The 25443-nt window shown below is 59.5% G+C and carries 25 protein-coding genes; 14 read left to right on the forward strand and 11 right to left on the reverse strand.

Annotated features, from left to right (window positions below; genetic code table 11):
• The first annotated feature begins 50 nt into the window (after positions 1 to 50).
• Genes NE637_RS06005 through modA (NE637_RS06020) form a run of 4 tightly spaced genes read left to right on the forward strand, consistent with a single transcriptional unit; the run spans position 51 to position 4564 of the window.
• Entirely contained in the window at positions 51 to 1895 is a 1845-nt protein-coding gene (locus NE637_RS06005) for an FAD-binding protein (RefSeq protein WP_227118460.1), read from the forward strand.
• On the forward strand, positions 1895 to 2866 hold the full coding sequence (locus NE637_RS06010) for a succinate dehydrogenase/fumarate reductase iron-sulfur subunit (protein WP_227118459.1): 972 nt from the start codon (positions 1895 to 1897) through the stop codon (positions 2864 to 2866). Before NE637_RS06005 ends, NE637_RS06010 begins: the two co-directional genes overlap by 1 nt.
• 3 nt (positions 2867 to 2869) lie before the next feature.
• Positions 2870 to 3739 carry a CoB--CoM heterodisulfide reductase iron-sulfur subunit B family protein gene (locus tag NE637_RS06015; protein ID WP_192113551.1) on the forward strand — a complete coding sequence of 290 codons (870 nt, stop codon included), beginning with the start codon at positions 2870 to 2872 and terminating at the stop codon, positions 3737 to 3739.
• 42 nt (positions 3740 to 3781) lie between these two features.
• Positions 3782 to 4564 (forward strand): molybdate ABC transporter substrate-binding protein, encoded by a 783-nt coding sequence (gene modA / locus NE637_RS06020; protein ID WP_227123230.1) that lies wholly within the window; start codon positions 3782 to 3784, stop codon positions 4562 to 4564.
• Between the two features lie 85 nt (positions 4565 to 4649).
• On the opposite strand, the gene NE637_RS06025 is transcribed toward modA (NE637_RS06020), so the two are convergent.
• From NE637_RS06025 to modA (NE637_RS06035), 3 genes are all read right to left on the reverse strand, one after another.
• Positions 4650 to 5399, reverse strand: coding sequence for an ATP-binding cassette domain-containing protein (locus NE637_RS06025; protein ID WP_227118457.1), 750 nt, complete (start codon positions 5397 to 5399; stop codon positions 4650 to 4652).
• Complete coding sequence (modB, locus tag NE637_RS06030) at positions 5399 to 6076, reverse strand: molybdate ABC transporter permease subunit (protein ID WP_192113591.1); 678 nt, start codon at positions 6074 to 6076, stop codon at positions 5399 to 5401. Before modB ends, NE637_RS06025 begins: the two co-directional genes overlap by 1 nt.
• A gap of 150 nt (positions 6077 to 6226) precedes the next feature.
• Positions 6227 to 6994: a molybdate ABC transporter substrate-binding protein gene (gene modA, locus NE637_RS06035; protein WP_227118456.1), complete on the reverse strand. Its 768-nt coding sequence runs from the start codon at positions 6992 to 6994 to the stop codon at positions 6227 to 6229.
• Between the two features lie 154 nt (positions 6995 to 7148).
• Between modA (NE637_RS06035) and NE637_RS06040 the strand changes: the two genes are divergently transcribed.
• The gene (locus NE637_RS06040) at positions 7149 to 8273 is read left to right on the forward strand and encodes a TOBE domain-containing protein (protein WP_192113547.1); all 1125 of its coding nucleotides are present in this window, start codon (positions 7149 to 7151) and stop codon (positions 8271 to 8273) included.
• A 92-nt stretch (positions 8274 to 8365) separates the two neighbouring features.
• On the opposite strand, the gene NE637_RS06045 is transcribed toward NE637_RS06040, so the two are convergent.
• From NE637_RS06045 to mnmL, 4 genes are all read right to left on the reverse strand, one after another.
• Positions 8366 to 9421: a GntG family PLP-dependent aldolase gene (locus NE637_RS06045; protein ID WP_227118455.1), complete on the reverse strand. Its 1056-nt coding sequence runs from the start codon at positions 9419 to 9421 to the stop codon at positions 8366 to 8368.
• Between the two features lie 12 nt (positions 9422 to 9433).
• Positions 9434 to 10669, reverse strand: a complete 1236-nt coding sequence (locus tag NE637_RS06050) for a dicarboxylate/amino acid:cation symporter (RefSeq protein WP_227118454.1) — start codon at positions 10667 to 10669, stop codon at positions 9434 to 9436.
• Between the two features lie 67 nt (positions 10670 to 10736).
• Positions 10737 to 11393: a GntR family transcriptional regulator gene (locus NE637_RS06055; RefSeq protein WP_209818513.1), complete on the reverse strand. Its 657-nt coding sequence runs from the start codon at positions 11391 to 11393 to the stop codon at positions 10737 to 10739.
• 296 nt (positions 11394 to 11689) lie between these two features.
• On the reverse strand, positions 11690 to 12649 hold the full coding sequence (gene mnmL, locus NE637_RS06060) for a tRNA modification radical SAM protein MnmL/YtqA (RefSeq protein ID WP_227118453.1): 960 nt from the start codon (positions 12647 to 12649) through the stop codon (positions 11690 to 11692).
• Between the two features lie 226 nt (positions 12650 to 12875).
• Between mnmL and NE637_RS06065 the strand changes: the two genes are divergently transcribed.
• The 9 genes from NE637_RS06065 (at position 12876) to fumC (ending at position 22634) form a co-directional block, all read left to right on the forward strand.
• Complete coding sequence (locus tag NE637_RS06065; RefSeq protein WP_022659878.1) at positions 12876 to 13916, forward strand: rod shape-determining protein; 1041 nt, start codon at positions 12876 to 12878, stop codon at positions 13914 to 13916.
• Positions 13917 to 14037: 121 nt separating this feature from the next.
• Positions 14038 to 14928: a rod shape-determining protein MreC gene (gene mreC, locus NE637_RS06070; protein WP_192113541.1), complete on the forward strand. Its 891-nt coding sequence runs from the start codon at positions 14038 to 14040 to the stop codon at positions 14926 to 14928.
• Positions 14925 to 15395 (forward strand): hypothetical protein, encoded by a 471-nt coding sequence (locus NE637_RS06075; protein ID WP_192113540.1) that lies wholly within the window; start codon positions 14925 to 14927, stop codon positions 15393 to 15395. Before mreC ends, NE637_RS06075 begins: the two co-directional genes overlap by 4 nt.
• Entirely contained in the window at positions 15379 to 17295 is a 1917-nt protein-coding gene (gene mrdA, locus NE637_RS06080; protein WP_227118452.1) for a penicillin-binding protein 2, read from the forward strand. Before NE637_RS06075 ends, mrdA begins: the two co-directional genes overlap by 17 nt.
• Positions 17296 to 17478: 183 nt before the next feature.
• Positions 17479 to 18585, forward strand: a complete 1107-nt coding sequence (rodA, locus tag NE637_RS06085) for a rod shape-determining protein RodA (RefSeq protein ID WP_192113590.1) — start codon at positions 17479 to 17481, stop codon at positions 18583 to 18585.
• A gap of 23 nt (positions 18586 to 18608) precedes the next feature.
• Positions 18609 to 18950: a bactofilin family protein gene (locus NE637_RS06090; protein WP_192113538.1), complete on the forward strand. Its 342-nt coding sequence runs from the start codon at positions 18609 to 18611 to the stop codon at positions 18948 to 18950.
• Between the two features lie 355 nt (positions 18951 to 19305).
• A complete protein-coding gene (locus NE637_RS06095; RefSeq protein ID WP_022659885.1) occupies positions 19306 to 19860 on the forward strand; it encodes a GAF domain-containing protein in 555 nt (184 codons plus the stop codon).
• A gap of 203 nt (positions 19861 to 20063) precedes the next feature.
• The gene (gene gap / locus NE637_RS06100) at positions 20064 to 21080 is read left to right on the forward strand and encodes a type I glyceraldehyde-3-phosphate dehydrogenase (RefSeq protein ID WP_022659886.1); all 1017 of its coding nucleotides are present in this window, start codon (positions 20064 to 20066) and stop codon (positions 21078 to 21080) included.
• A 93-nt stretch (positions 21081 to 21173) separates the two neighbouring features.
• Positions 21174 to 22634 carry a class II fumarate hydratase gene (gene fumC / locus NE637_RS06105; protein ID WP_227118451.1) on the forward strand — a complete coding sequence of 487 codons (1461 nt, stop codon included), beginning with the start codon at positions 21174 to 21176 and terminating at the stop codon, positions 22632 to 22634.
• A gap of 104 nt (positions 22635 to 22738) precedes the next feature.
• Here fumC and NE637_RS06110 read toward each other — a convergent pair whose 3' ends face one another.
• The 4 genes from NE637_RS06110 to NE637_RS06125 are packed head-to-tail and all read right to left on the reverse strand — an operon-like array spanning position 22739 to position 25407.
• Entirely contained in the window at positions 22739 to 23281 is a 543-nt protein-coding gene (locus NE637_RS06110; protein WP_227118450.1) for a 2-oxoacid:ferredoxin oxidoreductase subunit gamma family protein, read from the reverse strand.
• The gene (locus NE637_RS06115) at positions 23274 to 24077 is read right to left on the reverse strand and encodes a thiamine pyrophosphate-dependent enzyme (RefSeq protein WP_022659889.1); all 804 of its coding nucleotides are present in this window, start codon (positions 24075 to 24077) and stop codon (positions 23274 to 23276) included. The genes NE637_RS06110 and NE637_RS06115 overlap by 8 nt, the downstream gene beginning before the upstream one ends.
• Before the next feature lie 2 nt (positions 24078 to 24079).
• On the reverse strand, positions 24080 to 25186 hold the full coding sequence (gene vorB, locus NE637_RS06120) for a 3-methyl-2-oxobutanoate dehydrogenase subunit VorB (RefSeq protein WP_192113535.1): 1107 nt from the start codon (positions 25184 to 25186) through the stop codon (positions 24080 to 24082).
• The gene (locus NE637_RS06125; protein WP_192113534.1) at positions 25183 to 25407 is read right to left on the reverse strand and encodes a ferredoxin family protein; all 225 of its coding nucleotides are present in this window, start codon (positions 25405 to 25407) and stop codon (positions 25183 to 25185) included. The genes vorB and NE637_RS06125 overlap by 4 nt, the downstream gene beginning before the upstream one ends.
• Between the last annotated feature and the right edge of the window lie 36 nt (positions 25408 to 25443).

Here is a 25443-nt window from a genome sequence, read left to right on the forward strand (position 1 = left end):
AGGCGGGCACTTGTAAATTCCCGCTTTGTTTACTGCATCTGGAGGAAACAATGTCAGACAAAAAACTGTTCATGAACCGACGCACCTTCATCAAGGCCTCGGTGGTCACGGCAGGCGCCCTGACCTTCACCTTCGGCCTGGGTGGGCTTGGTTCCTCCCTTTGGGCCGCCAACAACAAACCTATGCTGGATTTTGACATCATTGTCGTTGGCTCCGGCGGCGCTGGCCTGCGCGCTGCGGTTTCCGCCATGGAGGCCAACCCCAAGGCCCGGGTTTGCGTGGTCGCCAAAACCATGCCCACCCGTTGCGCTACAGCCATGGCCGAGGGCGGCATCAACGGCGTCATTGATTTCAGCAAGGGCGATTCTTACGACCTGCACGCCTTTGATACCGTCAAAGGCGGCGACTACCTTGTGGATCAGGACGCGGTGCTGGATTTCTGCGAAGAGGCCGGCCGCACCATCCACGCTCTTGATTACCTTGGCATGCCTTTTTCGCGCGACGATGCCGGCGCGCCCAAGGCGCGCTATGCTGGCGGCGCGTCAAAAGTCCGGTGTATCTACTCCGCCGACAAAACAGGCCACATTGTCATCCAGACCCTGTTTGCCGAGGCCCTTACGCGCGGAGTCAAGTTCCTCATGGATTACCAGTTGCTCGACATTGGCAAGGGCAATGGCGCGCTGGAGGGCGTTGTGCTGCGCAACATCCGCACTGGCGAGATCATGCCCGTGCGGGCCAAGGCTGTTATTATGGCAAGCGGCGGCTATAGCCGGGTATACTGGAACCGTTCGTCAACGCCCTACGTGGCGACAGGCGACGGGCCTGCGGCAGCCCTGCGCGCGGGGGTTCCCATGAAAGACCCCGAGATGACGCAGTTTCACCCCACAGGCGTTGTGCACGGCGGCGTGCTCATTACAGAAGCAGCCCGCGGCGAAGGCGGTTATCTGGTCAACCGCCTGGGCGAACGTTTTATGTCCCGCTACGCCAAGGATCGCATGGAGCTGGCCCCCCGCGACATTGTATCCCGCTCCATCGAATCGGAAATTCTCGCTGGCCGGGCCTTTGGCGAGGGCATGGAGGCCTATGTCTACCTTGATCTGCGCCACCTGGGCGAAGCCAAGATCGACAAGGATCTGCCGCTGATCCGCCACATCGGCAAGCTTTTTGAGGGCATCGATCTCGCCAAGGAACCCATGATCATCAGGCCCACGGCCCACTACTGCATGGGCGGCATTGACGTGCTGAACTATCGCCAGATGAACACGCTCCTGCCGGGGCTTTACGCCGCCGGAGAGGCGTCCAATGTGTCCATTCACGGGGCCAACCGCCTTGGCGGCAATTCACTGGCCGAGGCTTCCGCCACCGGCAACTGGGCCGGGCAGGGGGCTGCCGCCTACGCCAAGGGGGCATCGCCCGCAGCCGAGGGCAAAAATCTGCTCGAACTCTGCAGCAAGTGGACGGACCATTACGCCAAGGTTACGGCCCGCACTGCCAAGACAGACATTTTTGCCATCCGCGAACGCCTTGGCGAAGTCATGTGGGACAACATGGGCATCTTCCGTACCGAAGACAATATGCGCCAGGCCGCCAACGAGCTGGATTCCCTGTCCAGAGCCTATGAAGACGCCAGCGTACCTTGCACCAATCCTGGCTACAACACGCTTTACACGCAGTACGTGGAGCTGGGCAATCTGCTCGCCTGCGCCAAGGCGGCCACCTTTGCCGCAAGGGCCAGACAGGAATCACGCGGGGCGCACTGCCGTACAGATTTTCCCAAGCGCGATGACGAGCGCTTTCTCAAGCACTCGCTCGTTACCCTGGCGGATGGCGGCATGAAGCTGGACTGGCGGGATGTGAGCATTACCAAATTCAAGCCTCAGGAGCGTAAGTACTGATGAGCGACGCAGTATTCATAGTTATTGAGCGTTTTGATGGAAAAAAACGGTACTCGCAGGAGTACACGCTGGCCCGAGCGGACGTTCACAATAAAACAGTGCTCAGCACCCTGATTTTTATCAAGGAGCATCTGGACCCGACGCTGAACTTTACCGCGGCCTGCCGCATGGCCATTTGCGGCGCTTGCGGCGTCAGGCTTAACGGGCAACCCATCATCGCCTGCGACACCAGCATGGAAGATCAATTGGCCCTGTATGCCACCAACAGGGTTACCATTGCGCCGCTTGCCAATTTCAAGGTTATTTCAGACCTGGTGGTGGATTGGGAACCCGCGCTTGAAAACCTGCGCAAGGTTCACCCTTCGCTTATGGCCCGCAAAGAATTTTCCAAGGAAAAAGGCTGCCGGCAAAGCGCTGGCGACATGGAAAAAATTGCAGACATGTGGGACTGCATTCTTTGCGGATGCTGCGCATCGTCCTGCAACAAACTTTCCGTCAACCGGGCAGACTATCTGGAGCCCTTTGTCTTCAACATCGCCGCCCGCATGTCGGTGGATTCGCGCAGCAAAGACCCCATGATTCATGCCAAGCCAGCTTTTGACAACGGCCTGTGGAAATGCGTGCACTGTCAGGAATGCGCCAACGTATGCCCCAAACAGATCAAGCCGGTGGAAGGCATAAGCATAATGCGCAATATCACCGTGAACCGGGGGCTCAATCAGGGCAAAGGGCCGGAGCATGCCGAAGCCTTCTTGACCGACATGCGCGACACGGGCCGCCTTAACGAAATGAAAATGGCCCTGCGCACAGAAGGCGTAACCGCCATGACCAGAGTTGGCCTTGCCGTCAACCTGCTGCGTCGCGGCAAGGTTCACCCCACAGAACTTTTGGGCAATGACCCCATCAAGGGGCAGGCCGATTTTGTCCGCATTCTTGATCTGGCAAAAGCTGATGCCAAGGGTAAGGAGTAAAACATGCTGAAGCGTTATGCTTTTTTTCCCGGCTGTGTGCTGAATGCTGCTGCCAGCGAAGCACGTACAGCCCTGGAGGCCAGCGCCAAGCTGCTGGACGTGGAGCTGGTGGAAATACCAGGCTGGAGCTGTTGCGGCGCGTCACATGTGCAGGACATAGCTCCTAATGAAGCTCTGGCGGCCAATGCCCGCAATCTGGCGCTGGGTGAACAGATCGGCGCACCGGTGATCACCGCGTGCAGCACCTGCGCCCTCATGCTGCGCACTGCCAAGGCCGAGCTTGACCATGGCAAAAAAGATCAGGCAAACCACTGGCTTTCGGCTGCCAATCTTGAATACAAAGGCACAGTTGAGGTCACGACCCTTCTGTGGGAGCTCGCCAAAGACCTGCCAGCCCTCAAGGCAAAGGTCAAAAAGCCCCTCACGGGACTGAACGTGGCCTGCTTTTATGGCTGCCACAGCGTGCGGCCCGAACCAATCATGAGCTTTGAAAGCTCGCGCACGCCGCACAGCCTGGAAGATATCGTTACCGCTCTTGGCGCTACGCCGGTGCCCTATGCCCGCCGCCTCGACTGCTGCGGCTTCCATGCGGTGTACCCGGCAGAACATGATGCCATGGTGATGGTCTCGTCACTGGTTACAGACGCCGCCAAAGCCAGGGCCCACTGCGTTGTATCGCCCTGCCCCCTGTGCCAGATGCAACTGGACATGTATCAGGGCAATGCCGCTGACGTGACAGGCAGCAATGCCTCGGTGCCCGCGCTGCACCTGCCGCAATTGCTGGCTATTGCACTGGGAGCCGCGCCTGATTCTCTGGGCCTGGACAGGCTCATTGTGGCCCCCGATGGGCTGAAAAAAGTTCTTTCGCTGTAGCAGACAGCGCCATCAATCATAATCGTACCAAGGGGAAGCATGATGAAAATGATACTCAGGTCTGTATGTCTGACTGTATGCGGCACGGTTTTACTGGCCCTTGCGAGCCTTGCCAGCGCTGCTGAAATCAGCGTTGTCAGCTCCGGCGGCTTTGCAGCCGCCTACAAGGCGCTTTGCCCGGAGTTTGAAAAAGCCACGGGCGATACCCTCAAATCCGCGTGGGGACCGTCCATGGGTGATACCCACAACGCCATACCCCAGCGCCTGGAACGCGGGGAACCCATTGACGTGGTCATCATGGTGGGCAATTCGCTCGACAAGCTGGTCAAGGAAGGCAAGGTCGATCCGTCAAGTACGGTACTGCTGGCGCGCTCCAAAGTTGCGTTGGCTGTAAAGGCCGGAGCCCCCACCCCTGATATCTCGACCGTAGAAGCCCTGAAGCAGACCATGCTCAACGCCAAAAGCATTGCCTATTCCGACAGCGCCAGCGGCAAGTACATCTCCAACGTTTTGATTCCCAAGCTGGGCCTTGCGGATGCCCTCAAGGACAAGGCCCGCATGATCCCTGCGGAGCCTGTGGGCAAGGTGGTGGCCCGTGGCGAAGCCGAGATCGGTTTTCAGCAACTCAGCGAACTCAAGCCCATTGAAGGTATCCATATTGTAGGCCTGATCCCCGAAGCCGTTCAGGAAGTAACGCTGTTCTCCGCCGGCATGGTCAAGGGGGCCAAAAATCCGGAAGGCGCAAAGGCCCTGCTGAAGTACCTCGCTTCACCCCAATCTTCCAAGATTATTGACGACACAGGTCTGGAAGCGGCCAACCGCTAAACATTGGTCCATAATGCAAAAGGCCCCTGTCCGTCATGCGAGCAGGGGCCTTTTGCATAGGGCACATGTTTTTTTTGCATGCTGTTCAGGCCCCCTCCTGCTCCTGCAAATGCCGCAGACACTTGCCCGCTGTGGCAAAATTCTTGCGCAGATCGGCATAATCCGGCACCGTGCGCGCGCCGCCCCGGTCATAGAGCACAAGCCCGCCCGCAAAAGTATCCACATCGTCCGGGTCATGACTGATAATCACGGCGGGAATGGTCAGGTCGGCCATCAGTTCGAGCAGTTCTTCACGCAGGCGCTCGCGCAGCAGGGGGTCAAGCGCGGAAAAAGGTTCGTCAAGCAGCAGAAGCAAGGGGTCGGCATTGAGCGCCCGCGCCAGAGCCGCGCGCTGCCGCTGCCCGCCGGATATCTGCGAGGGCAGGTGGGCAGCCAGATGCCCGATGCCCAAACGTTCCAGCATGGCCTGCGCCTTGTCGCGCTCCTCGCCGCGCACCTTCCAGGGCCAGCAGCCAGTGCGCGGATAGGCCACGTTCTGCAACAGGCTCAGGTGTGGAAACAGGGCGTAATCCTGAAACATGTAGCCGATACGCCGCTTCTGCACAGAAACAAACACGCCCTGTGCATCATCGTACAAGGTGCAGTCGCCAATGCGGATATGGCCTGCGTCAGGCCTTGTCAGCCCCGCCAGACACTGCATGGTCAGCGACTTGCCGGAACCGGAAGGGCCAAAAAGCACCGCGCACTTGTGCTCGTCGCCGATATCGTAGCACACGTCCAGATTGAAGGGCGTAACCCCGTTCCTGAAACTTTTTACCAGCCGCAACGAGATCATCAGCGCCGCCTCTTGAGTTTCACAAGCAGTTCCGCCGCCATCAGCAGGGTCACGCACACGGCGGAGGTAACAAACACAAGCCAGGAGGCCTGGAGGTCATTGCCCGCCTGAAAGGCATCGTAGATGGCGAGGGCCAGGGTCTGGGTCTTGCCGGGAATATTACCCGCAATCATCAGGGTTGCGCCAAATTCTCCCATGCCGCGCGCAAAGGCCAGCATGATGCCCGCAAAAATGCCCTTCCAGGCCAATGGCAACGATACGCTGATAAACACCCGCCATTCCGAGGCCCCAAGGGTGCGGGCCGCGTCTTCCAGATGTTTGTCCACCTGCTCCAGCGCCGCGCGGGCTGACTTGTAGATAAGCGGAAAAACCACAACAGTGGCTGCAACTACAGCCCCCTGCCAGGAAAAAATCAGGTTGATGCCCAGTTCCGCCAGTCCATGTCCAAAAACGCCGCGCCGCCCCACCAGCAAGATGAGGTAATAGCCCAGCACCGTTGGGGGCAGCACCAGCGGCAGCGAACACAGGGCGTCCAGCAGGGCGGGCATGGGGCCTTTTTTGCGGGCCAGCCGCCAAGCCGCCAGCGTTGCCATAACAAAGGAAACAGCCGTAGCCGCTCCCGCCACGCGCAACGAAAGCTCCAGCGGGCTCCAGATAAACCCCAGGTCAAAATCCATTTCCAACTCTGCCCCCTGCCGCCGACCATATCCGTTGATGCGTAAAAAATAATAAAGGCGGCTGCCGATTCTGCCAAAACGGCAACCGCCAGTAAGCACAATCCATCATTGCAGGCCGGCGCGCAAGGGCACGGGCCGCGCCTTCATGCGCTATGGTTTGGAAAAGCCATATTTGGCAAGCACTGCCTGGCCTTCAGGCGAAAGCACAAAATTCAGAAATTCCTGGCCCATCTTGGCATCCTTGCCGGTGGTGGCAACGGCAATGGGGTAGCTCACGGGGTCGTGGCCTTCCACAATCATGACCACTTCAACCTTGTCCGCCAGCTGCTTGGCATCGGTGCGGTAAACAAAACCGGCATCAACCTCGCCGCGGGCCACATAGTCCAGCACCTGACGCACGCTGTTGCCCATGATAAGCTGGGGCTGCACGGCTTCCCACAATTTGGCGGTGTTCAGCGCGTCCTTGGTGTAGCGCCCGGCAGGCACGGAATCGGGATTGCCAATGGCAACGCGCTTGAAGGCCTTGATATCTTCAAGCTTGGTGGGCTTTTTGGAGCCAGCAGGCACGATAAGCACCAGGTCGTTGAGCGCAAAATTCTTGCGCGTAGCGGGGTCGACAACCTTGGCGGCCACGGCCTTGTCCATGGTGCCCTGATCGGCAGAGGCAAAAACATCTACAGGCGCGCCTTCCTGAATCTGTTTGAGCAGCGGATTGGAGGCGGCGTAATTGGTGTGCACCTGCAAGCCGGTGTGCTTCTTTTCAAACACGCCCTTGATTTCGTTAAAGGCATTGGTAAGGCTGGCAGCGGCAGAAACGGTCATTTCCGCAGCCTGAACGGGAAGGCTGAGCAGGGCCACGCAACCCAGCGCCAAAGCTATGCGGCAAAAGGCCCCACGAGCGTATGCAGTCTTTTTCATGAAATTCCTCCGTGCGCCAGAAGCGCGGTTTATACGCCAACAGTACAGAACCCTTGAAGGCGAGCAATACAGTCACGTTTTTTGATGAAAGCGTGAACACTGTACAACAAAAGGGTTTTACTTGTATAAGGCAGGAAAACTGACGGGAATCAGCATGGAAAAAAACAAAAACCGTGAGGAAATGGCCGCGCTTTTGCGCTCCCTCTCTTCCGCAGACAGGGCATGGCTGCGCCAACGCCTTATGCGGCGGGACTCTGCCGCTCTGCTGCAGGATACAGGACGCATCAGCCCGCGCGAGCTGCTGGCCGTGGAAACATGGCTGTGGGAACGGGCCAGCGCCGCCCGTGGCCCGCGCGAAAAACGCCCCCGCCTGCGCATGTGGCTGATTTTCATGCTGCTGCGCTACGCGGCCCTGCGGCTTGTGGAAATTTTTGAGATCATGCCTGCGCACCTTGATTTTCAGGACGGCGTTATCCATGTGCCGGGCAGCAATGAGGCCCCAGGGCGCGAGGTTCCCCTGCCGCTTACCATCAGCCGCCGCCTCAAGCGCGTGCTGGAAGACCCGGCGCTGTTTCCTGAAACCCGCGAGCTCATGCGCTGCGACGCCAGTTATGTGCGCCGCTGCCTGCAACAGTGCGGTGCGGCCTGCGGCCTGCCCAAGGGCCTTTTGAGCGCCCGCGCCCTGCGCCATACCCGCGCCCTTGAGCTGGGCAGGCAAGGCTTGCCCCTGCCCGTGGTGGATATTTTTCTTGGCCGGCGATCCGCGCCCGGTCAGAGCGGCATTGTCCGCTGCGACCCGCAGGAGGCCAAACGTCTGCTGCGCGAACAACTGCAAAGGGAGCGACCCATGAAAACCAGTGCGCGCAACGTCTTTCAGGGGCGCATAACCTCATTGCGCCAGAGCGGGCTGCTGGTAGAAGTGGTGCTGCGCACCGCAGGCGGTCTGCGCGTGGCCTCGCTCATTACGGACGAAAGCGCCAAGACCCTGGCCCTCAATGAGGGCAAGCTGGTCAATGCCAGCATCAAGGCCCCCTGGGTGCTGGTGCAGGGTGGAGAACTCTCGCCCAAAAGCTCCCCTCCGGCGGAGAACTGCTTTACAGGCGTGGTGGAACGGGTACGGGAAGATGAAATGGTGGCCGAAATTCTGGTGGCGCTTGGCGAAGGCAGTCAGGTCTGCGCCCTGCGCAACTGTGGGCCGGAAAACCCCATCAATCTTGTGGCCGGGCAGACTGTAACGGTATTTTTCAAGGCTTTTTCCGTCATTCTCACCGTAGATTAGCCAGCAAACTCGCAAACAAAGCCGCGCCGACAGTCGTTATGACCATCGGCGCGGCTTTGTTGTTTATTTCAGCGGCAGTTTACTGGCAGGTCTTACTTCCACAGGGCGCGGTTTTCTTCCATAAAGCGCTCAAAGGCCTCAATGGCTCGCGCCATATCCTGACGCCCCACGCCACTGTAGGTTGTCAGCCGCAGGTGATCCTTGCCCATGCCCTTTGCCAGCAGCCCCAGAGGCGCAAGCTGTTGCTCGAACCATTCTGAAGACCTGCCGGAAGCGCTTATATCCAGCATCACAATATTGCTCTGCACAGGCGTGAGCACAAACTCGTCATAGGCCGCCAGCGCCGCGCCGAGATGGCGGGCGTTTTCGTGGTCTTCCGCAAGGCGCTCAATACCCGTGCGCAGGGCCACCAGCCCGGCAGCCGCCATAATGCCCGCCTGCCGCATGCCGCCGCCAAGCAGCTTGCGCGTCTGACGCGCCTTGGCGATAAACTCGCGCGTTCCGCACAGCACAGAACCGAACGGCGCGCCCAGCCCCTTGGAAAGACAGAACATCACGCTGTCCGCGCAGGCGGCCAGATGAGCGGCATCCACCCCGAGGGCCACGGCAGCGTTGAACAGCCTCGCGCCGTCCATATGCACGGGAATCCCCGCCTTACGGGCCGTAACGGCGAGCGCCTGCTGCCGCGCCAGCGACACGCAGATGCCGCCGCCGAAGTTGTGGCTGTTTTCCACACAGGCCAGCTTGACGTCCGGCGTCGCGCAGGCGGATGCAAAGGACGCGACTTCGGGCATGCCCTCCGCATCCCGCGTGTAAAACACCGACTGAACGCCCAGGAACTTTTCCATGAAGGGCGACTTTTCGGTGCGGAACACATGCAGGTCCGGCTCCAGAGCCGCAGCATCCCCACGCTCGCACCACGTAGCCAGCGCAACGAGATTGGCCATGGTTCCCGACGGGCAAAAAAGCGCGGCTTCCTTGCCCAGCAGTTCGGCGGCATGATCTTCCAGCCGATTGACTGTGGGGTCGCCGCCGCGCCCTTCCGCGTCAACACGGCCGTCATCGCCCACTTCGGCCTCGCGCATGGCGGCGCGCATGGCCTCGGTGGGAACGGTCAGGGTATCACTGCGCAGATCGACTACAGGCATGAATGTCACCTTTTAGACTTCAGCGGTTTCTTCCACCGGTTCGTAGGCAATGCCCGCCCAGCGCATGACAAGCTTCACCGCGACGGTGTTGCTGACCACGTTGACGGCTGTACGGCCCATGTCCAGAAAAGCGTCCACACCCGCGATGATGGCCAGGGCTTCCACAGGAATGCCGATGGTGGTCAGCACCATGGCAATGGCCACAAGACCGCCGGAGGGCACGTTGGCGCTGCCCTTGCTGGCAAGCGTGGTCACCACGATGATGGAAAGCAGGGTGCTGGGGTCCAGGGGAATGTTATAGGCATCCGCCAGGAAACCCACGGCCAGCGCAAAATACATGATGGAGCCGTCGCGGTTGAAGGCGTAGCCCAGGGGCAGCACCACCGAGGCCACGGCCTTGGGAACGCCCATTTCCACCAGCTTTTCCATGTGCAGGGGCAGTGTCGCCTCTGACGAACGCGTGGCAAAAGCCAGAATAACTGGTTCGCTCACGGCCTTGGCGGTCTTGAGGGGCTGCTCGCCAATGCAGAGCATCAAAATGGCAAACAGCACCAGCAGTACGCCAAGCCCCAGATACATGACCAATACCAGTTTGAGCAGGGCCAAAATGGTGTGCATGCCCTGCGTGGAAAACAGCCAGGCAATGATGGCAAAAATGGCGATGGGGGACAGGGCGATGATCCAGCCCGTGAGTTTGAAAACAGCTCCCATCAGGGCATCCAGCACATCAACCAGAGGCTTTGCCCTGCTGCCGGTGGAGGCCAGCGCAAGGCCCAGCAGCACTGCAAACACCAGCACTGGCAGAAGGTTGGTGCCGGACATGGCCGCAAACACGTTGGAGGGGATCATGTCGAGGAAAAACTTTGTCCAGTTGACCGTGGTATTGATGTTCTTGGGCAGTTCTGCGGTGTGCGACAGATTGACGCCCACACCGGGGTGGAACATGCCGTTGAGGGCAAGGCCAATGATGATCGCAACCACCGTGGCAATGAAAAAATAGAGCAGGCTGATAACGGAAACCTTACCCAACTGCTTGGCGCTGTTGCCCATCTGGTAGATGCCAAGGGTGATGGCCGTGAACACCAGCGGCACCACGATCATCTTGATGGCCTGCACAAAGGCCGTACCCACCGGGGCCAGGGCCTGGGAAAAGTGCGGCGCGAGAAAGCCGAACACAATGCCCAGAACAAGGCCGAGCACCATCTGAATTGGCAGCGGAATGGGCCGCTTTTTGCTGGTTTTTGTCATTTCCATCGCCTCTCTTCCCCCTCTGTTCCTTGCACGTAAAACGTCTTGTGATGCTCAGCGGTCAGGATTAGCCGAGAACTGCAAGCAGTGAGCGCAGTTTCGTTTCCATGGCCTTTTGCAGATGATCCCAGACAAGCTGGTGAGCCAGTGTTTGATTGCGATCCAGAATGGCATTGCCAATGGCGATATGTTCCTTGATCACCACGCGTGTCCGTTCTGCATCGTAATTTTTGACGCGCTGCATGGCCAAGGAGTTCTGTACGCGCACGTCTGCATAGAGTTTTGCCAGCCGCGTGTTGCCAGCGGCCTGAAATATGGCTTTGTGGAAGTCCCAGCCGATGCGCTGCGCTTCAAAGGTATCAAGCTCCGGCCCATCGGGCAGGGCCTGAAGCTCGGCAAGGCAGGCGCGCAGCTCAGGGCTGCCGCCTTTTTCTGCGGCCAGCTTGGCGGCCATGCCTTCGAGCGCCAGGCGCACCTCGTGGATTTCTTTCAGGTCTTCCACAGACAGGCGCTGCACAAAGGTGCCCCGCAGAGGAACGCTCATGAGAACGCCCTCCCTGCACAGATCCTTGATGGCCTCGCGTACTGGCGTGCGCCCAAGTTGCAGGCTTTCAGCCAGGCTGCGTTCCGACAGTTCTTCGCCGGGGCTGAGCTGCCCCTGCGCGATCATGGAACGGATGGCCTCATACGCTGTGGAAGATGCCTTGGTGTTTGTCTGCTTCATAACTGGTATACCAGCATAAAGCCAAATAAATGTCCATACGCCGCAGGACGGCTCCAGCATGTTAACCCTATAATATTACAAAGGGGTGGAGTTTTTTTGACCAGAAAAAAACGAGTAGATTTGCGGCAACACCAAGTGAAACCAACAGGAGGTCCTGTGGAACCAGCTAAGCAAAGCCGTTAATGACGCAACAAGCCCCCAGAGGCAACTTATGGTGTCCGGCGAAGATTTTTAGGCGCTGGCAAGGAAGTAGTTATTTTTGCGAGGGGAGTGTATTCTGACCGTACTCGACCCGATCAAAAATCCACACTGACGCCGCCAGCGCTCAAAAAGACCGCCGGACACACCTCGGGGGAGTCGCAGAACTTCCCTTGCCACAACTCCCTCGCCCCCAGCGCCCGCCGCAAATCTCCCAGAAGGCCGCGTTTGTCCGTGGCCCAGGCCGGGGCCAGCAGTTCACCGGGGGCCGGGTCGCTCTGGAGGCGGTGAATGACGATGTGCGAAGGGATGCGCGGCAGGGCGGCGCAGAGAAGATCGACATATTCATCGCGCCAGAGGGGGTGGTACTGGCCTGCGGTGTACTGGCGGGCAAGTTCCGTCCCCTTGGGCACGTAAACGTTGTGCAGTTTGAGCCCGCTTATCGGCAGGGAGAGCGCCCATTCCAGACTTTGCAGAAAATGTCCTTCATCTTCGCCGGGCAGACCGGCCATGAGGTGAGCGCATACGGCAATACCGCGCGCAGCAGCCATGCGCACGGCATTTTCAGCGCTGGCTGCGGAATGGCCCCGGTTAATGCGGGCAAGGGTCTGGTCATGGACCGTTTGCAGGCCCAATTCCAGCCAGAGGTCGCAATCAAGGGCTGCGAGCAGGTCGAGCTTTTCGTCATCAAGACAGTCGGGGCGGGTTCCTACGGCTATTCCAAAACAGCCGGGCAGTTGCCGAACGGTTTGGAGCAGTTGTTGCAGGCGTTCTGATGGCCCATACGTGTTGGAGAAGGATTGCAGATATGCAATAAAGCGCGTATTGGGGTCGTCCCGCAGATATATGGAGCGCCAGTAATTCCACTGTTGCAGTAGGGAATCGCCCTGTTTTGCACGGCCAGAGCCGGATCCATTGGCATTGCAAAACATGCAGCCGGAAAACGAAAGCGTACCGTCGCGGTTGGGGCAGGAGGCCCCGGCGTCAAGTGGAATTTTTTGCACCCGGCTGCCGTAGCGTTGATTATAATAAGCGGCCAGAGTATGCCAGCGCTGCATGTTTGCGTCCCTTGAAGGCTTATTTCCGCGCCTTCCGGCGGGACAAATATTTTAACCCTGCGTCCACCGTCTTGACTTCATGCCAGTTTTAGCAGAACAGTTTTCAGCCTGACGTTACCAATTCCAACAGCGCCCCCACTCCAGGCCTCTTCGCCTCGCCGGGTGCGGGAGTTGTTTCAACATGACGGTAAGGTAGCACACCAGCACAGCGAGGCAAGTTAGAGTAATGTCCAAAATTCTGGATTTCGCACTAGGATTGTTTTCCAATGACCTGGCCATTGACCTTGGCACAGCCAACACCTGCGTTTATGTCAAGGGGCAGGGAATTGTGTTGCGCGAGCCCTCTGTGGTTGCGGTCAAAAAAGACCCGCGCGGCAACAATGTAGTTCTTGCCGTTGGGCACGATGCCAAGCGCATGCTGGGCAGAACCCCTGGCAACATCTGGGCTATCCGCCCCATGAAGGACGGCGTTATCGCCGACTTTGAAGTTACCGAGGCCATGCTGCGCCACTTTATCGCCAAGGTTCACAATTCGCGGCGTCTTGTGCGCCCGCGCATCATGATTTGCGTACCTACGGGCATCACCCAGGTGGAAAAGCGCGCCGTGAAAGAGTCGGCCCAGTCCGCTGGCGCACGTGAAGTGTACCTCATCGAAGAACCCATGGCAGCGGCCATCGGCGCGGATCTGCCCATTCAGGAACCCACCTCCAACATGGTGGTGGATATCGGCGGCGGCACCACTGAAGTGGCGGTCATCTCCCTTTCGGGCATTGTGTACTCGCGCTCTGTGCGCGTGGGCGGCGACAAGATGGACGAAGCCATCATGACCCACGTCAAGCGCAAGTATAACATGCTCATCGGCGAATCTTCCGCTGAAGAAATCAAGATCAAGATCGCATCCGCCTATCCGCTCGATCCGGAACAGCAGATCGAAGTCAAGGGACGCGACCTTGTGACGGGTATTCCGCAGAATATTATCATCACCTCTGAAGAAGTGCGCAAAGCCATTTCTGAACAGGTGGACAGTATTGTTCAGGCTGTGCGCATCGCCCTGGAACAGACCCCGCCGGAACTGGCGGCGGATATTGTGGACAGGGGCATTGTGCTCACGGGCGGCGGCGCGCTACTCAAGGGCCTTGACCAACTGCTGCGCGAAGAAACCTCGTTGCCCATTACTGTTGTGGACGATCCCTTGTCCACGGTTGTGGTGGGTACCGGCAAAGCGCTGGACAACCTGCACATTCTTAAAGAAGTGTGCATCGACTAGAACCGACCTTGTCCTCGCGCCCCTGTGCGGCTGACGCAATGCCGGAACACGAGCTTCCGGTTCTGCGTCTCCGGTACAGGGGCGCGATTTATTCCGCACCGGCTTTCAGGAGCTTCCGCCTGTGACACTGCGGCGTCTTCTCCTCCTCGCGGGCATTTTGCTCATCCTGTTTCTGGGCATGTATTCCTGGAATCAGCGCACGCGCGTTCTGGACGACCTGGCCGCGAAACTGGGGCTTGAAATCACCGGCGCGGTGCTCACGCCCGTTCGTTCGGCGCAGGACGCTGCGGAAAACATGTGGGATCGCTATTTTGACCTTGTGGGCGTGCGCGAAGAAAACGAAGCCCTCAAGCAAAAGGTGGACGAACTCGAAGCGCGCCTGCTTGCCAATGGCGAAGATCTGGCCGAGCTCAAACGCCTGCGCGCGCTGGTGCAACTGCCGGTAGACCAGACATGGCGTCCCCTTGGAGCCCGCGTTCTTTCCGGCCGCATGGGCCCCAACGCCGTTCTGGACAGCATCACCATCAGCCGGGGTTACAGCACGGGCGGGCGTCCGGGCACGCCGCTGGTCACGCACCTTGGCCTGGTTGGCCGCGTTCTCAAGGCCAGCGCCCACAGTTCCATTGTGTTGCTGCTCACTGATCCCAGCAGCCGCATAGCCGTTTTTTCGCAGGAAAGCCGGGCTCCCGGCATCCTCATGGGCATGGGCACGGGCCAAAAGCTTGAAGTCAACTTTGTGCAGCGCGATGCCAAGGTCAAGCCCGGCGAAATAATCATCACCTCCGGTCTGGACGGCAAGTACCCCAAGGGCATACCTGTGGCGCGCGTACTGCGCGTGGCTCCTTCGGACTACACCCAGTTCATGGCCATCAAGGCAGAACCGCTGGTTGACCTGCAACACCTTGAAGAAGTGCTGCTGCTCGAATCCACCGGCGCGCCCCGCCCGCTGGAACCCAGCGAAGCTCCCAAAGAATTCGTGGGCCCGCCCGCGCCCAAAAGCGCCACGCCATGAGGACGCTCCGCAGCATTGCATGGTGGGCCTTTTTCATGGCCTGCGCCATTGTTTTGCAGGCGGCGGTACCGGGGCTTGATGTGCTCACGGTTGGCCTGATCATCCTGTTGCAGGAACGGGATTATAAAAATATGCTCTGGCTGCTGCCCGTGTTCATCCTGTTGCAGGAAGGCATGGGCACGCGCCCCTTCGGGGCCGTCATTGTCTGGTATGCCGCAGTCATTTTGCTGTTCAAGATGGGCCGCTGGCTGTTTGAAGTGGAAAATTTCATTTTTGTCTTTTTGCTGTCAGCCTGCCTGGGCGCCGCATACTACGCCATTGCGTGGCTCATGGCCCCTTTGCAGAACCTGCCTTTCGATGTGCAGGGAACCCTGGACACAAGCCTGATTCAGGCCATCTTTGTGCCCTTCGCCTGGCGGCTGTTGGTGGCCACCCGCCACTGGAACCCCGATGATCAGGAAAACTGACAATACCTCGCTGCTGGCGCACAAAGACAAGGCGCAGCATAAGGGCATTCGCTCCTGGCTCAAGATTCAGGTCGAGAGCGAGGGCTATCAGCCGCCGCGCGCGGGCGCAATCCTGCTTCAGGTTCTGGTGGGTCTGATGTTTTTTGTGCTTGTGGTGCGCTTCTGGTATTTGCAGGTGCACAGGGGTGAAGAGTTTGCGCGTCAGGCGCAGGACAACCGCCTGCGCATTGAGCGCATCTTTGCCCCGCGCGGGCGCATCATGGACGACAAGGGCAAGGTGCTGGCCGACAACCGCACCGCCTACGGCCTTTCCATCGTACGCGAAGACTGCCACGACATCCCGGCCACCCTGGCCCAGATAAGCGAATGGTCGGGCATTCCCCTCCAGCAGGTCTGGGACAAGTTCCGGCAGGACCGCTTCAAGGTCAAACCCTTTGAGCCTCTGCTGCTCATCACCGATATCGACTTTGACCTTGTGGCCCGCATTGAATCCGAGATTCACGAATGGCCGGGGCTTGAAATTGTGGTGCGCACCAAGCGCAGCTACCCCGAGAAAGAACTTTTCGCCCATATTCTTGGCTACGTTGCAGAAGCCAACGAGCAGGAAATGGCCGCGGACAGCGCCCTTGCCATGGGCGATCTGGTGGGCAAGCAAGGGCTGGAACTGGAGCTGGAAAAGCAGTTGCGGGGCCGCAAGGGATTGTACGATGTCGAGGTTGACGCCCACGCCCGGGTGCTTGGCAAGACCCTGCGCGATGAACCGCGCGGCGGGCACGAAATACATCTTTCGCTCGATGCGGGCCTGCAAAAGGCCGCCTGGGACGCCCTCGGCGGCGAGGCTGGCTGCATCGTGGTCATGGAGCCGGACAGCGGCAAACTGCGCGCGCTGGTGACATCCCCGGCCTACGACAACAATCTTTTTGCTGCGGGCATTTCGCAACGCGACTGGGACGCCCTGCGCACCAACAACCGCTTTCCCTTGCAGAACCGCGTTATCCAGAGCGTGTACCCCCCAGGTTCCGTATGGAAGCTGGTTATGGCCACCATGCTGCTTGAAAAGGGCGTTAACCCGCGCGAAAGCGTGTTCTGCCCCGGTCAGGTCAAGCTGGGCAACCAGATTTTCCGCTGCTGGAAGCGTGGCGGGCACGGCTCGGAAGACCTCGTGCACGCGCTCATCGACTCCTGCGACGTCTATTTCTACCAGATGGGCGACCGCCTGGGCATTGACAAGTTGGAAGAATTCGCCAAGGCTTGTGGATTCGGGCGGCCTACAGGCATTGATCTGCCGCACGAAAAATCGGGTCTTGTGCCTTCGCGCGACTGGAAACGGCGGCGTTTTGGTCGCCCGTGGACACGCGGTGAAACCTACAACGTGTCCATCGGCCAGGGCTACACCCTGGTGACACCGGTGCAGGTAGCAGTATTTGTTTCGGCCCTGCTCAACGGCGGCGATCTGCTCAAGCCCCAGCTTGTGGATGACGCCACCCGCGAAGTGCGCGGGCGCGTACCCGCCAAGCCTGAAACGCTCAAGTTTGTGGTGGAGGCCATGCGCCGCACTGCCAACGGCGGCACAGCCAAGGTTGTGGGCCGCAAGGATGCCGACATGGGCGGTAAAACAGGCACGGCGCAGGTGGTCAAACTCAAGATGGCCGCGGGCGACCGCCGCCTGAAAATGTCAGAAATGGAATACGCCCAGCGTGACCACGCCTGGATTGCCACCTGGGGTGTTAAAGACGGCAAAACCTACGTGGTTATTGTCATGGTAGAACACGGCGGCGGCGGTTCAAGTGTGGCTGGCCCTGTGGCCCGCAAGGTTTACGACTATCTTTTCGGGCCTGACCCCAACGCGCCCATGATCGTGTTGCCCGCCCCAACCGCAGCCGTAGACCCCACGGACTAGGCAACATGCGCAAAGAGCCGGCACCGCGCACAGGCGCAAACAATGTTTGCTCCAATGGCAAGAGCGCAGCCAACAATCGCAGCAAGGCCCGCCACGGGCAAGGAGTGTTGCGGTGCGCGGCACATGGACAAGCCTTTTCAGACCACCCTGCAACCACGCATTCCTGACAAGCGGACAAGCGGCATGGATAATCGCCTTTTCAGCTATATCAACTGGGGCCTTCTGGCCTGTATGCTGCTGCTCTATCTTGTGGGCGTGGGCAACCTGTATTCCGCCAGCGGTACGCGCGTGGAATCTGGCCTGGCATTCAATTCCTTTTATCAGCGCCAGCTGATCTGGGGCCTGTGCGGCGTGGTATGCATGCTGCTGGCAATGGTTTTTGACTACCGCCAGTTGCGCAACCTTGCCTGGCCTTTCTTTCTCATAACCGTCTTTCTTCTGCTGCTGGTGCCCATTGCGGGCAAAACAGTCTACGGTGCCAAGCGCTGGATTTCGCTGGGTTTCATGAGCTTGCAGCCTTCAGAAATGGCCAAGCTTTCCGTGCTGGTTCTGGTGGCGCGCCTGCTGGCGCGCGACAGCCGCCCCCTGGGCTGGAAAAATTTTTGCAGCGTGCTTTGCGTGGGCCTTATTCCTTGCGGGCTTATCATCGTTCAGCCCGATCTGGGCACTACCCTGCTCATATTGCTGATCATGGGCGGCATGATCCTGTTCCACGGGCTTAAGGGCTACGTGCTCAAAACATGCCTGCTGGTAGCGCCAGCCGCTGTGGCCTTCATGTGGTTTGTGGGTATGCACGATTACCAGCGCCAGCGCATCCTGACGTTTCTGGACCCCGGCAACGACCCGCGCGGCACAGGGTATCACATCATCCAGTCGCGCATTGCCATTGGATCGGGCGAATTGTGGGGCAAGGGTTTTCGCGAAGGCACGCAGAGCCAGTTGCGCTTTCTGCCCGAACGCCACTCCGACTTTGCCGTGGCTGTTTTTGGCGAGGAATGGGGTTTTGTGGGCTGCGTGGCTCTGGTCACGCTGTTCTGCCTGTTTTTGCTTTCCATCTTCTCAACCGCAGTTCAGGCCAAGGATCGCTTTGGCAGTACCCTGGTGGTTGGGGTGTTTTTTTACTTTTTCTGGCAGATTTTTATCAACATGGGCATGGTCATAGGCCTCATGCCGGTGGTGGGCATTCCCTTGCCCTTCATCAGCTACGGCGGCAGCGCCACGGTGGTCAACTTCACACTGCTTGGCATTGTACTCAACGTGTCCATGCGACGTTTCATGTTTAAAAGCTAACTGTAAAGCCAAAGGGGATAAACGTGGCAAAGGACGAAATAGCGTACCTCGGCTCCGATACCGTCTATGAAGGCAAGCTCAACTTCAAGGGCACTGTGCGCATTGAAGGCCGCTATACTGGCGAAATTGTCAGTGACGGTACGCTCAACGTGGGCAAGGATGCTCAGGTGCAGGGCACCCTTGATGTGGGTGAACTGCTGCTTTCCGGCCACTTCACCGGCGATGTGACGGCCAAACGCCGCATCGTGGTTTACAGCTCCGGGGTGCTCGAAGGTCAGGTTGTCACGCCCAATCTGCTTACGGAAGAAGGCGGCATCATTGAAGGCCAGATCAGCATGAAGGCCCCGGTCAAGCCCAAGGCTTAAGGGCCCAAGGCTTAGGGGGCAAAGCAAGAACGCCTGAGGGTGCGCCAAGCCGCGTTTTCTCAACGTTCGGCTTCCCTGCGCGGACAGATCGATAAGAGCCTGCGGCAATTTTGCTGCGCTGCCCAGAAAGGATCCTGCCAATGCAAGTATCCCGGCCAGCAGCCTCCTGAAATAGCGCTGCATTGGTGCACTCTTGCCTGTTTATGGCATATTCGCCGGGCCATGCCACACCACATTTGCCTGATGCAGAAAAATAGCGCATAGTTGGAACTGGAAAACGTGTTACAAACCAGATCAACAATTCATGCGCGGCAGGCTTTAATACCTGTCGAAACGCTTTCCTCAGGAGGCACCTATGGCACACGATTATTTCCGTGCGCTCAGGGATGTGGCGCTGGTTATCAACTCCAGCCTTGAGCCCCGCGAAGTTCTGCACAAAATCACCGAGCAAACCGCCGTTACCATGGGCTGCAAAGCAAGCACCATCCGTCTGCTGGACAGCACCGGACGCTTCTTGCTGCCCAGCGCCGCCCACGGCCTTTCCTCCACCTACATGCGTAAAGGCCCGGTGGAAGTGAAACGCAGCGGCCTTGACGGCGAAGTGCTTTCCGGCAAGACCATTCACCTTAAGGACGCCACCGCCGACGGGCGTTTTCAGTACCCGGAATCGGCCAAGGCCGAAGGCCTTGTTTCCGTGCTGTCCTCCCCCCTCATGGCTGACGGCAAAGCCATTGGCCTCATCCGCGTGTACTCCGACGTGGAGCGCGAATTCAGCGCCGACGAGGAAACCTTCATGGAAGCCGTGGCTGCCATTTCGGCGCTGGCCATTGAAAACTCCCGCCTGCATGAAGCCCTGCGCAACAATTACGAGCTGATGGCCAAACACGCCTACTCTCTCTACGAAGACTAGGCCGCGCACAGGCGATTTTGTCCCGGCTGCCTGGCAGGTTTTCAACAGCCCGTGCAGCAAAGGCATTGCCTAAAAGTGGCAGGGCTTTCGTCCGGGGCCAGAACAGTCGGGCGCAGTGCATGCGCTTTGCAAATTTGAGCCGTTGAATTCCGGCGGCAGCGCACGACAACGATTTTTCCCTCTACGCTATGAGGAACTTGCATATGAGCAGAATCAAAGTAGGCATCAACGGCTTTGGCCGTATTGGGCGGCAGGTTTTCCGCGCCCTGCACCAGAGCTACCGCGACAAAGTGGAAGTGGTTGCCATCAACGACCTGTTTGACGCGGAATCCAATTTCCACCTGCTGGAATACGATTCCGTCTATGGACGTGCCAACCTTGACGCCAAGGTCAACGGTCAGGACGCCACAGTAGGCGACTGGAACATCCACTGCTTTGCAGAGCGCGACCCCAAGCAGCTTACCTGGGGCGCGCATGATGTTGACATCGTGGTGGAAAGCACGGGCATCTTCCGCTCTGCCACCCAGGCGGCCGTGCATATTGAAAACGGCGCAAAAAAGGTCATCATCACCGCCCCCGCCAAGGACGAAGACATCACCATCGTCATGGGCGTGAACCACGAGCAGTACGACCCGGCCAAGCACCACGTCGTGTCCAACGCCTCGTGCACCACCAACTGCCTTGCCCCGGTGGCTCTTGTGTTGCAGCGCAAATTCGGCATCCAGATGGGCAACATGACCACCATCCATGCCTATACCAACGACCAGCGAATTCTCGACATGGCCCACAAGGACCCGCGTCGCGCCCGCGCCGCCGCCTGCAACATCATCCCCACCTCCACCGGCGCGGCTCAGGCAGTAGCCAAGGTTATTCCCGAACTCAAGGGCAAGTTCACGGGCTATTCGCTGCGTGTGCCCACGCCCACGGTTTCGGTTGTGGACTTTTCGGGCATTCTGGAAAAATCCACCGACACCGAAAGCCTGCTCGGCGAACTCAAGGAAGCTTCGGAAACCTACCTCAAGGGCATTCTGGCTTACAACGAAAAACCCCTGGTCTCCATGGACTTCAAGGGCGACCCGCATTCTTCCATTCTTGAAGCCCCCTACACCACCGTGCAGGAAGGCCGCCTTGTCAAGATTGTGGCCTGGTACGACAACGAATGGGGCTATTCCAACCGCGTGTGCGACCTCGCCTGCCTCATGGGGGCCAAGGGCTTCTAGCACAGCACCGTATAACGGCACAGAACGGCCCCCGGTCAGCCGCTTCGCAAGGAGCGGGCCGGGGGCCGTTGTTCGTGCAGGGAGGAGCGCGCCGTGGGCAGTACAGCACAAAAAGAACCCTCTGTTCTTGATCTTCCTGTGGGCATAGACGCCGCTGGAGAACGCGAAGAATTTGACAGCATGGGGCAGGTCATGGTGCCTGCCAACCGTTACTGGGGTGCGCAGACGCAGCGCTCGCTCGAACATTTTTCCATTGGCGACGACAAGATGCCGCTGGAAATCTGCCGCGCCCTCTGCCTGATCAAAAAGGCCAGCGCACAGGTCAACGCCCGCATGGGGCGGCTGCCCGGCTGGAAGGCACAGGCCATTGACCGCGCTGCGCAGGAAGGCATGGACGGCCTGCTGGACGAACATTTTCCCCTCTATGTGTGGCAGACTGGTTCCGGCACCCAGACCAACATGAATGTGAACGAGGTGCTGTCCAACCGCGCCATCCAGTTGCTCGGCGGCGTCATGGGCAGTCAGAAACCCGTTGGCCCCAATGATGATGTGAACATGAGCCAGTCGTCCAACGACGCCTTTCCTACGGCCATGCATCTGGCTGCTGTGCAGAGCTGCGATGCGCGTCTGCTGCCGGAGGTGGAAGCCCTGGCCGATGCAGTGGAACGCAAGGCCGTGCAGTGGATGGACGTGGTCAAGATTGGCCGCACCCACTTGCAGGATGCAGTGCCCCTCAGCGTGGGGCAGGAATGGTCTGGCTATGCCGCCCAACTGCGGGCCTGCGTTGCGGACATCCAGACCGCCCGCGAGGGACTCTACCCCCTGGCTCTGGGCGGCACCGCCGTGGGCACCGGGCTGAACGCGCCAAAGGGCTTCAGCATGGCAGTTGCGGAAGAACTGGCGAGCATCACGGGCAAGCCCTTTGTCACAGCGCCCAACAAGTTCATGGCCCTTGCCTCCCAGGACGCCATTGTGCGCTTCAGCGCCGCCCTGCGGGGGCTGGCCGTGGCTCTGGTCAAAATAGCCAACGACATGCGCTGGCTGGCGGCTGGCCCGCGCTGCGGGCTGGGCGAACTGCAATTGCCGGAAAACGAACCCGGCTCGTCCATCATGCCCGGCAAGATCAACCCCACCCAGTGCGAGGCCCTGATCATGATCGCCATACAGGTCATGGGCAACGACAGCGCCGTGGCCATTGCGGGCAGCCAGGGCAATTTTGAACTCAATGTCATGCGCCCCGTAGCCATCAAAAACGTGCTGCAATCCATAAATATTCTGGGCGACGGCTGCCGCAAGTTCAGGGAACATTCCGTTGAAGGCACAAGGCTCAACAGGGCGAAAATTGATTCGTTCGTCAATAATTCCCTGATGCTGGTCACGGCGCTTTCGCCCGTCATCGGCTACCAGCAGGCGGCAAAAATTGCAGAAAAGGCCTCGGCGGAGGGGCTCACCCTCAGGCAGGCGGCGCTGGAGCTGGGAAGCGTGACCGCGGAACAGTTTGACAACATCGTGCGGCCCGAAACCATGATCGGTAATGGGCTGGCTGGGGCGTAGGCTCTGCGGCCTGCACGCGCCCTGAAATCAAACATCCGGCAGGGAAACCCCTGCCGGATGTTGTCTTTATTCTGCAAAAGCGTCCCGCACGGGCGGGCCGCATGCTATGCGAAGTTGTAACCCTGCTCCAGCGCCTTGGCGTTGGCGGAGATCAGTTTGGCGTAGTGCGCGCTGACCACGCGATTCAGCGCTTCCTGCACCACATTGAGGGGCAGCGCCCCCGTTGCCTTGAGCCATGCGCCCAGGGCCACCATATTGGCCATTTTCACATTGCCCAGTTCGTGGGCCATGTCGTTCACGGGAATGTACACCGTGCGCTTTGCGGCATCGAGCAGGTTCTCCGCCACCAGCGAGGCATTGACGATCTGCACGCCGTCCGCGCTCAGCCGGGGCTGGAACTTGGAAAGCGAAGGCTCGTTGAGAATGATGGTGGACATGGGTTCACGCACCAGAGGCGAACCGATGGGGTGCTCATCAAGCACCACCGTGCAGTTGGCCGTGCCGCCGCGCATTTCTGCCCCGTAAACGGGGATAAAGCTCACCTCAAGCCCGTGCTCCATGCCAGCCTGCGCCAGCAGGTTGCCGATGAGCATGACGCCCTGACCGCCAAAACCGGCAATAATCACATCCTGATATGCGTTAGACATGATCCGCCTCCACGCTGGCCGTCACATCCTTGTACACCCCAAGGGGGAATACGGGCATCATGGCCTCGGCAATCCGCTTGTTGGCAGCAATGGGATCCAGATGCCAGTTGGTGGGGCAGCCGGAAAGCAGCTCGATGAAGCCAAAGCCAAGGCCCTGCAACTGCACTTCAAAGGCTTTGCGCATGGCCTTTTTGGATTCGCGCACATGCTTGACCGAATCCAGCGAGCAGCGGGCGGAATAGGCCACGCCGTCCAGCTGGGCCATGATTTCGGCCATACGGATGGGGCCGCCCTCGTTGCTGATGGAGCGTCCCTGCCGCGATGTGGTGGTCTTTTGTCCCACCAGGGTGGTGGGGGCCATCTGCCCGCCGGTCATGCCGTACACCGTGTTGTTGATGAAGATGCCGGTGATCTTTTCGCCACGGTTGGCGGCGTGCATGGATTCGGCCATGCCGATGGCTGCCATGTCGCCGTCGCCCTGATAGGTGAACACCACGGCGTCCGGGCGCGCGCGGCGCACGCCTGTGGCCACGGCGCAGGCGCGGCCATGCGGGGCCTCAAGGCCGTCCACGTTAAAGTAATCGTAGGTAAAGGTGGCGCAGCCCACCGATGCCACCAGAATGGTGCGTTCGGCCACGCCCAGTTCGTGCAGCACCTCGCTCACCAGCCTGTGGGCAATACCGTGGTGGCATCCGGGGCAATAGTGGGTGGGGCGCTCGTTGAGCACGGGATTGGTATCAAAAACCAGGCTTTCGCCCTCGGCGGGACGCAATGCGTCCAGTTCCTGAGCTTGCATGATTAGTTCTCCTTGAGGGCCTGAAGCATGGGTTCGCGCAGGGCATCGGCACCAATGAACAGCCCCGGCATGACGCCGTGCCACAGCACGGATGCGGGCGCAACACCCGGCTGGCCAAAGAGGGCCAGACGGACATCTTCCACCATCTGCCCCGTGTTCTGCTCCATAACCAGAAAACGCCGGCCGGGCGCAAGCGCGCGCAGGGCTTCATCCGGGAAGGGGAACAGGGTAATGGGCCGGAACAGGCCGATTTTATGCCCCTGGGCGCGCAACTGGCGGATGGCGCTGCGCGCAATGCGGGCAATGGAGCCAAAGGCCACCACGATCAGTTCCGCATCGTCAGTATCAACGCATTCAAAGGCGCAATCGGCCTTCATGGATTCGTACTTGCGCATGAGCATGCGGTTGCGCTCGGCCAATGCCCCTTCGGCCAGATAGACCGACTTGAGCAGGCGCGGCTGCGCGCCGGGGCCACGGCGGCCATAACCTTCCATGCGCCAGGGCGCGGCAAGGGCGGCCAGTTCCTCGGCGGGCACGGCGTCCTTGGGCGGCACGCGGCGCACGGGTTCCTTGATCTGGCCCACGATGGCGTCGCCCAGCACCATGACCGGGTTGGCGTATTTGAATGCCAGGGCAAAGGCCCTGAACATGAAATCATAGCATTCCTGAGCGGTGGAGGGGGCCAGCACCAGATTGCGGTGGTCGCCGTGCCCGCCGCCCTTGACGGCCTGAAAATAATCGCCCTGCGAGGGGCCGATATCGCCTAGGCCGGGGCCGCCGCGCTGCATGTTGACGATCACGCCGGGAATCTGGCTGCCCGCCATGTAGGAAATGCCTTCCTGCATGAGCGAAATGCCGCAACTGGAGGATGACGTAAGCGCAGGAATGCCGCTGGCTGCCGCACCCAGCACCATGTTGATGGCGCCGACTTCGCTTTCGGCCTGCACAAACTGGCCGCCGACTTCGGGCAAGAGGCTGGAGAGGGATTCCGGCACTTCATTCTGCGGGGTGATGGGGTAGCCGAAATAGCAGCGGCAGCCCGCATCTATGGCGCCAAAGGCCACGGCTTCGTTGCCCTTGATGAGCACACGTTCGGTTGCAGCGCTCATGCCTTGCCCCCCTTGGTTTTCGCGCTTTTGAACACGCGTATGGCCACATCGGGACACATGACCGCGCACGAGGCACAGCCCGTGCATTGGCCTTCCATTTCCATCACTTCATAACCGTGGCGGTTAAAACGGCCCGAAGGCCGGAGGATGTGCACCGGGCAGACTTCCACACACAGGCGGCAGCCCTTGCAGCGCTCTTCCATGAATACAACTCTTGACATTTCAGCTCCTTGGGATTCCACACCCGCTTCATGAAA

It is taken from the genome of Desulfovibrio desulfuricans (assembly GCF_024460775.1).
Lineage (GTDB): Bacteria > Desulfobacterota > Desulfovibrionia > Desulfovibrionales > Desulfovibrionaceae > Desulfovibrio > Desulfovibrio desulfuricans_E.

Bases quoted from the DNA above. Each gene is read 5' to 3' on its own strand.
- NE637_RS06055 (WP_209818513.1), bottom strand. From the start codon at position 11,393: ATGAAGCAGACAAACACCAAGGCATCTTCCACAGCGTATGAGGCCATC.
- rodA (WP_192113590.1), top strand. From the start codon at position 17,479: ATGGATAATCGCCTTTTCAGCTATATCAACTGGGGCCTTCTGGCCTGT.
- modA (WP_227118456.1), bottom strand. From the start codon at position 6,994: ATGAAAAAGACTGCATACGCTCGTGGGGCCTTTTGCCGCATAGCTTTG.
- modB (WP_192113591.1), bottom strand. From the start codon at position 6,076: ATGGATTTTGACCTGGGGTTTATCTGGAGCCCGCTGGAGCTTTCGTTG.
- mnmL (WP_227118453.1), bottom strand. From the start codon at position 12,649: ATGCAGCGCTGGCATACTCTGGCCGCTTATTATAATCAACGCTACGGC.
- NE637_RS06095 (WP_022659885.1), top strand. From the start codon at position 19,306: ATGGCACACGATTATTTCCGTGCGCTCAGGGATGTGGCGCTGGTTATC.
- NE637_RS06050 (WP_227118454.1), bottom strand. From the start codon at position 10,669: ATGACAAAAACCAGCAAAAAGCGGCCCATTCCGCTGCCAATTCAGATG.
- NE637_RS06125 (WP_192113534.1), bottom strand. From the start codon at position 25,407: ATGTCAAGAGTTGTATTCATGGAAGAGCGCTGCAAGGGCTGCCGCCTG.
- NE637_RS06115 (WP_022659889.1), bottom strand. From the start codon at position 24,077: ATGCAAGCTCAGGAACTGGACGCATTGCGTCCCGCCGAGGGCGAAAGC.
- NE637_RS06045 (WP_227118455.1), bottom strand. From the start codon at position 9,421: ATGCCTGTAGTCGATCTGCGCAGTGATACCCTGACCGTTCCCACCGAG.
- NE637_RS06010 (WP_227118459.1), top strand. From the start codon at position 1,895: ATGAGCGACGCAGTATTCATAGTTATTGAGCGTTTTGATGGAAAAAAA.
- modA (WP_227123230.1), top strand. From the start codon at position 3,782: ATGAAAATGATACTCAGGTCTGTATGTCTGACTGTATGCGGCACGGTT.
- gap (WP_022659886.1), top strand. From the start codon at position 20,064: ATGAGCAGAATCAAAGTAGGCATCAACGGCTTTGGCCGTATTGGGCGG.
- NE637_RS06025 (WP_227118457.1), bottom strand. From the start codon at position 5,399: ATGATCTCGTTGCGGCTGGTAAAAAGTTTCAGGAACGGGGTTACGCCC.
- NE637_RS06110 (WP_227118450.1), bottom strand. From the start codon at position 23,281: ATGTCTAACGCATATCAGGATGTGATTATTGCCGGTTTTGGCGGTCAG.
- NE637_RS06005 (WP_227118460.1), top strand. From the start codon at position 51: ATGTCAGACAAAAAACTGTTCATGAACCGACGCACCTTCATCAAGGCC.
- NE637_RS06040 (WP_192113547.1), top strand. From the start codon at position 7,149: ATGGAAAAAAACAAAAACCGTGAGGAAATGGCCGCGCTTTTGCGCTCC.
- mrdA (WP_227118452.1), top strand. From the start codon at position 15,379: ATGATCAGGAAAACTGACAATACCTCGCTGCTGGCGCACAAAGACAAG.
- NE637_RS06015 (WP_192113551.1), top strand. From the start codon at position 2,870: ATGCTGAAGCGTTATGCTTTTTTTCCCGGCTGTGTGCTGAATGCTGCT.
- vorB (WP_192113535.1), bottom strand. From the start codon at position 25,186: ATGAGCGCTGCAACCGAACGTGTGCTCATCAAGGGCAACGAAGCCGTG.
- NE637_RS06065 (WP_022659878.1), top strand. From the start codon at position 12,876: ATGTCCAAAATTCTGGATTTCGCACTAGGATTGTTTTCCAATGACCTG.
- NE637_RS06075 (WP_192113540.1), top strand. From the start codon at position 14,925: ATGAGGACGCTCCGCAGCATTGCATGGTGGGCCTTTTTCATGGCCTGC.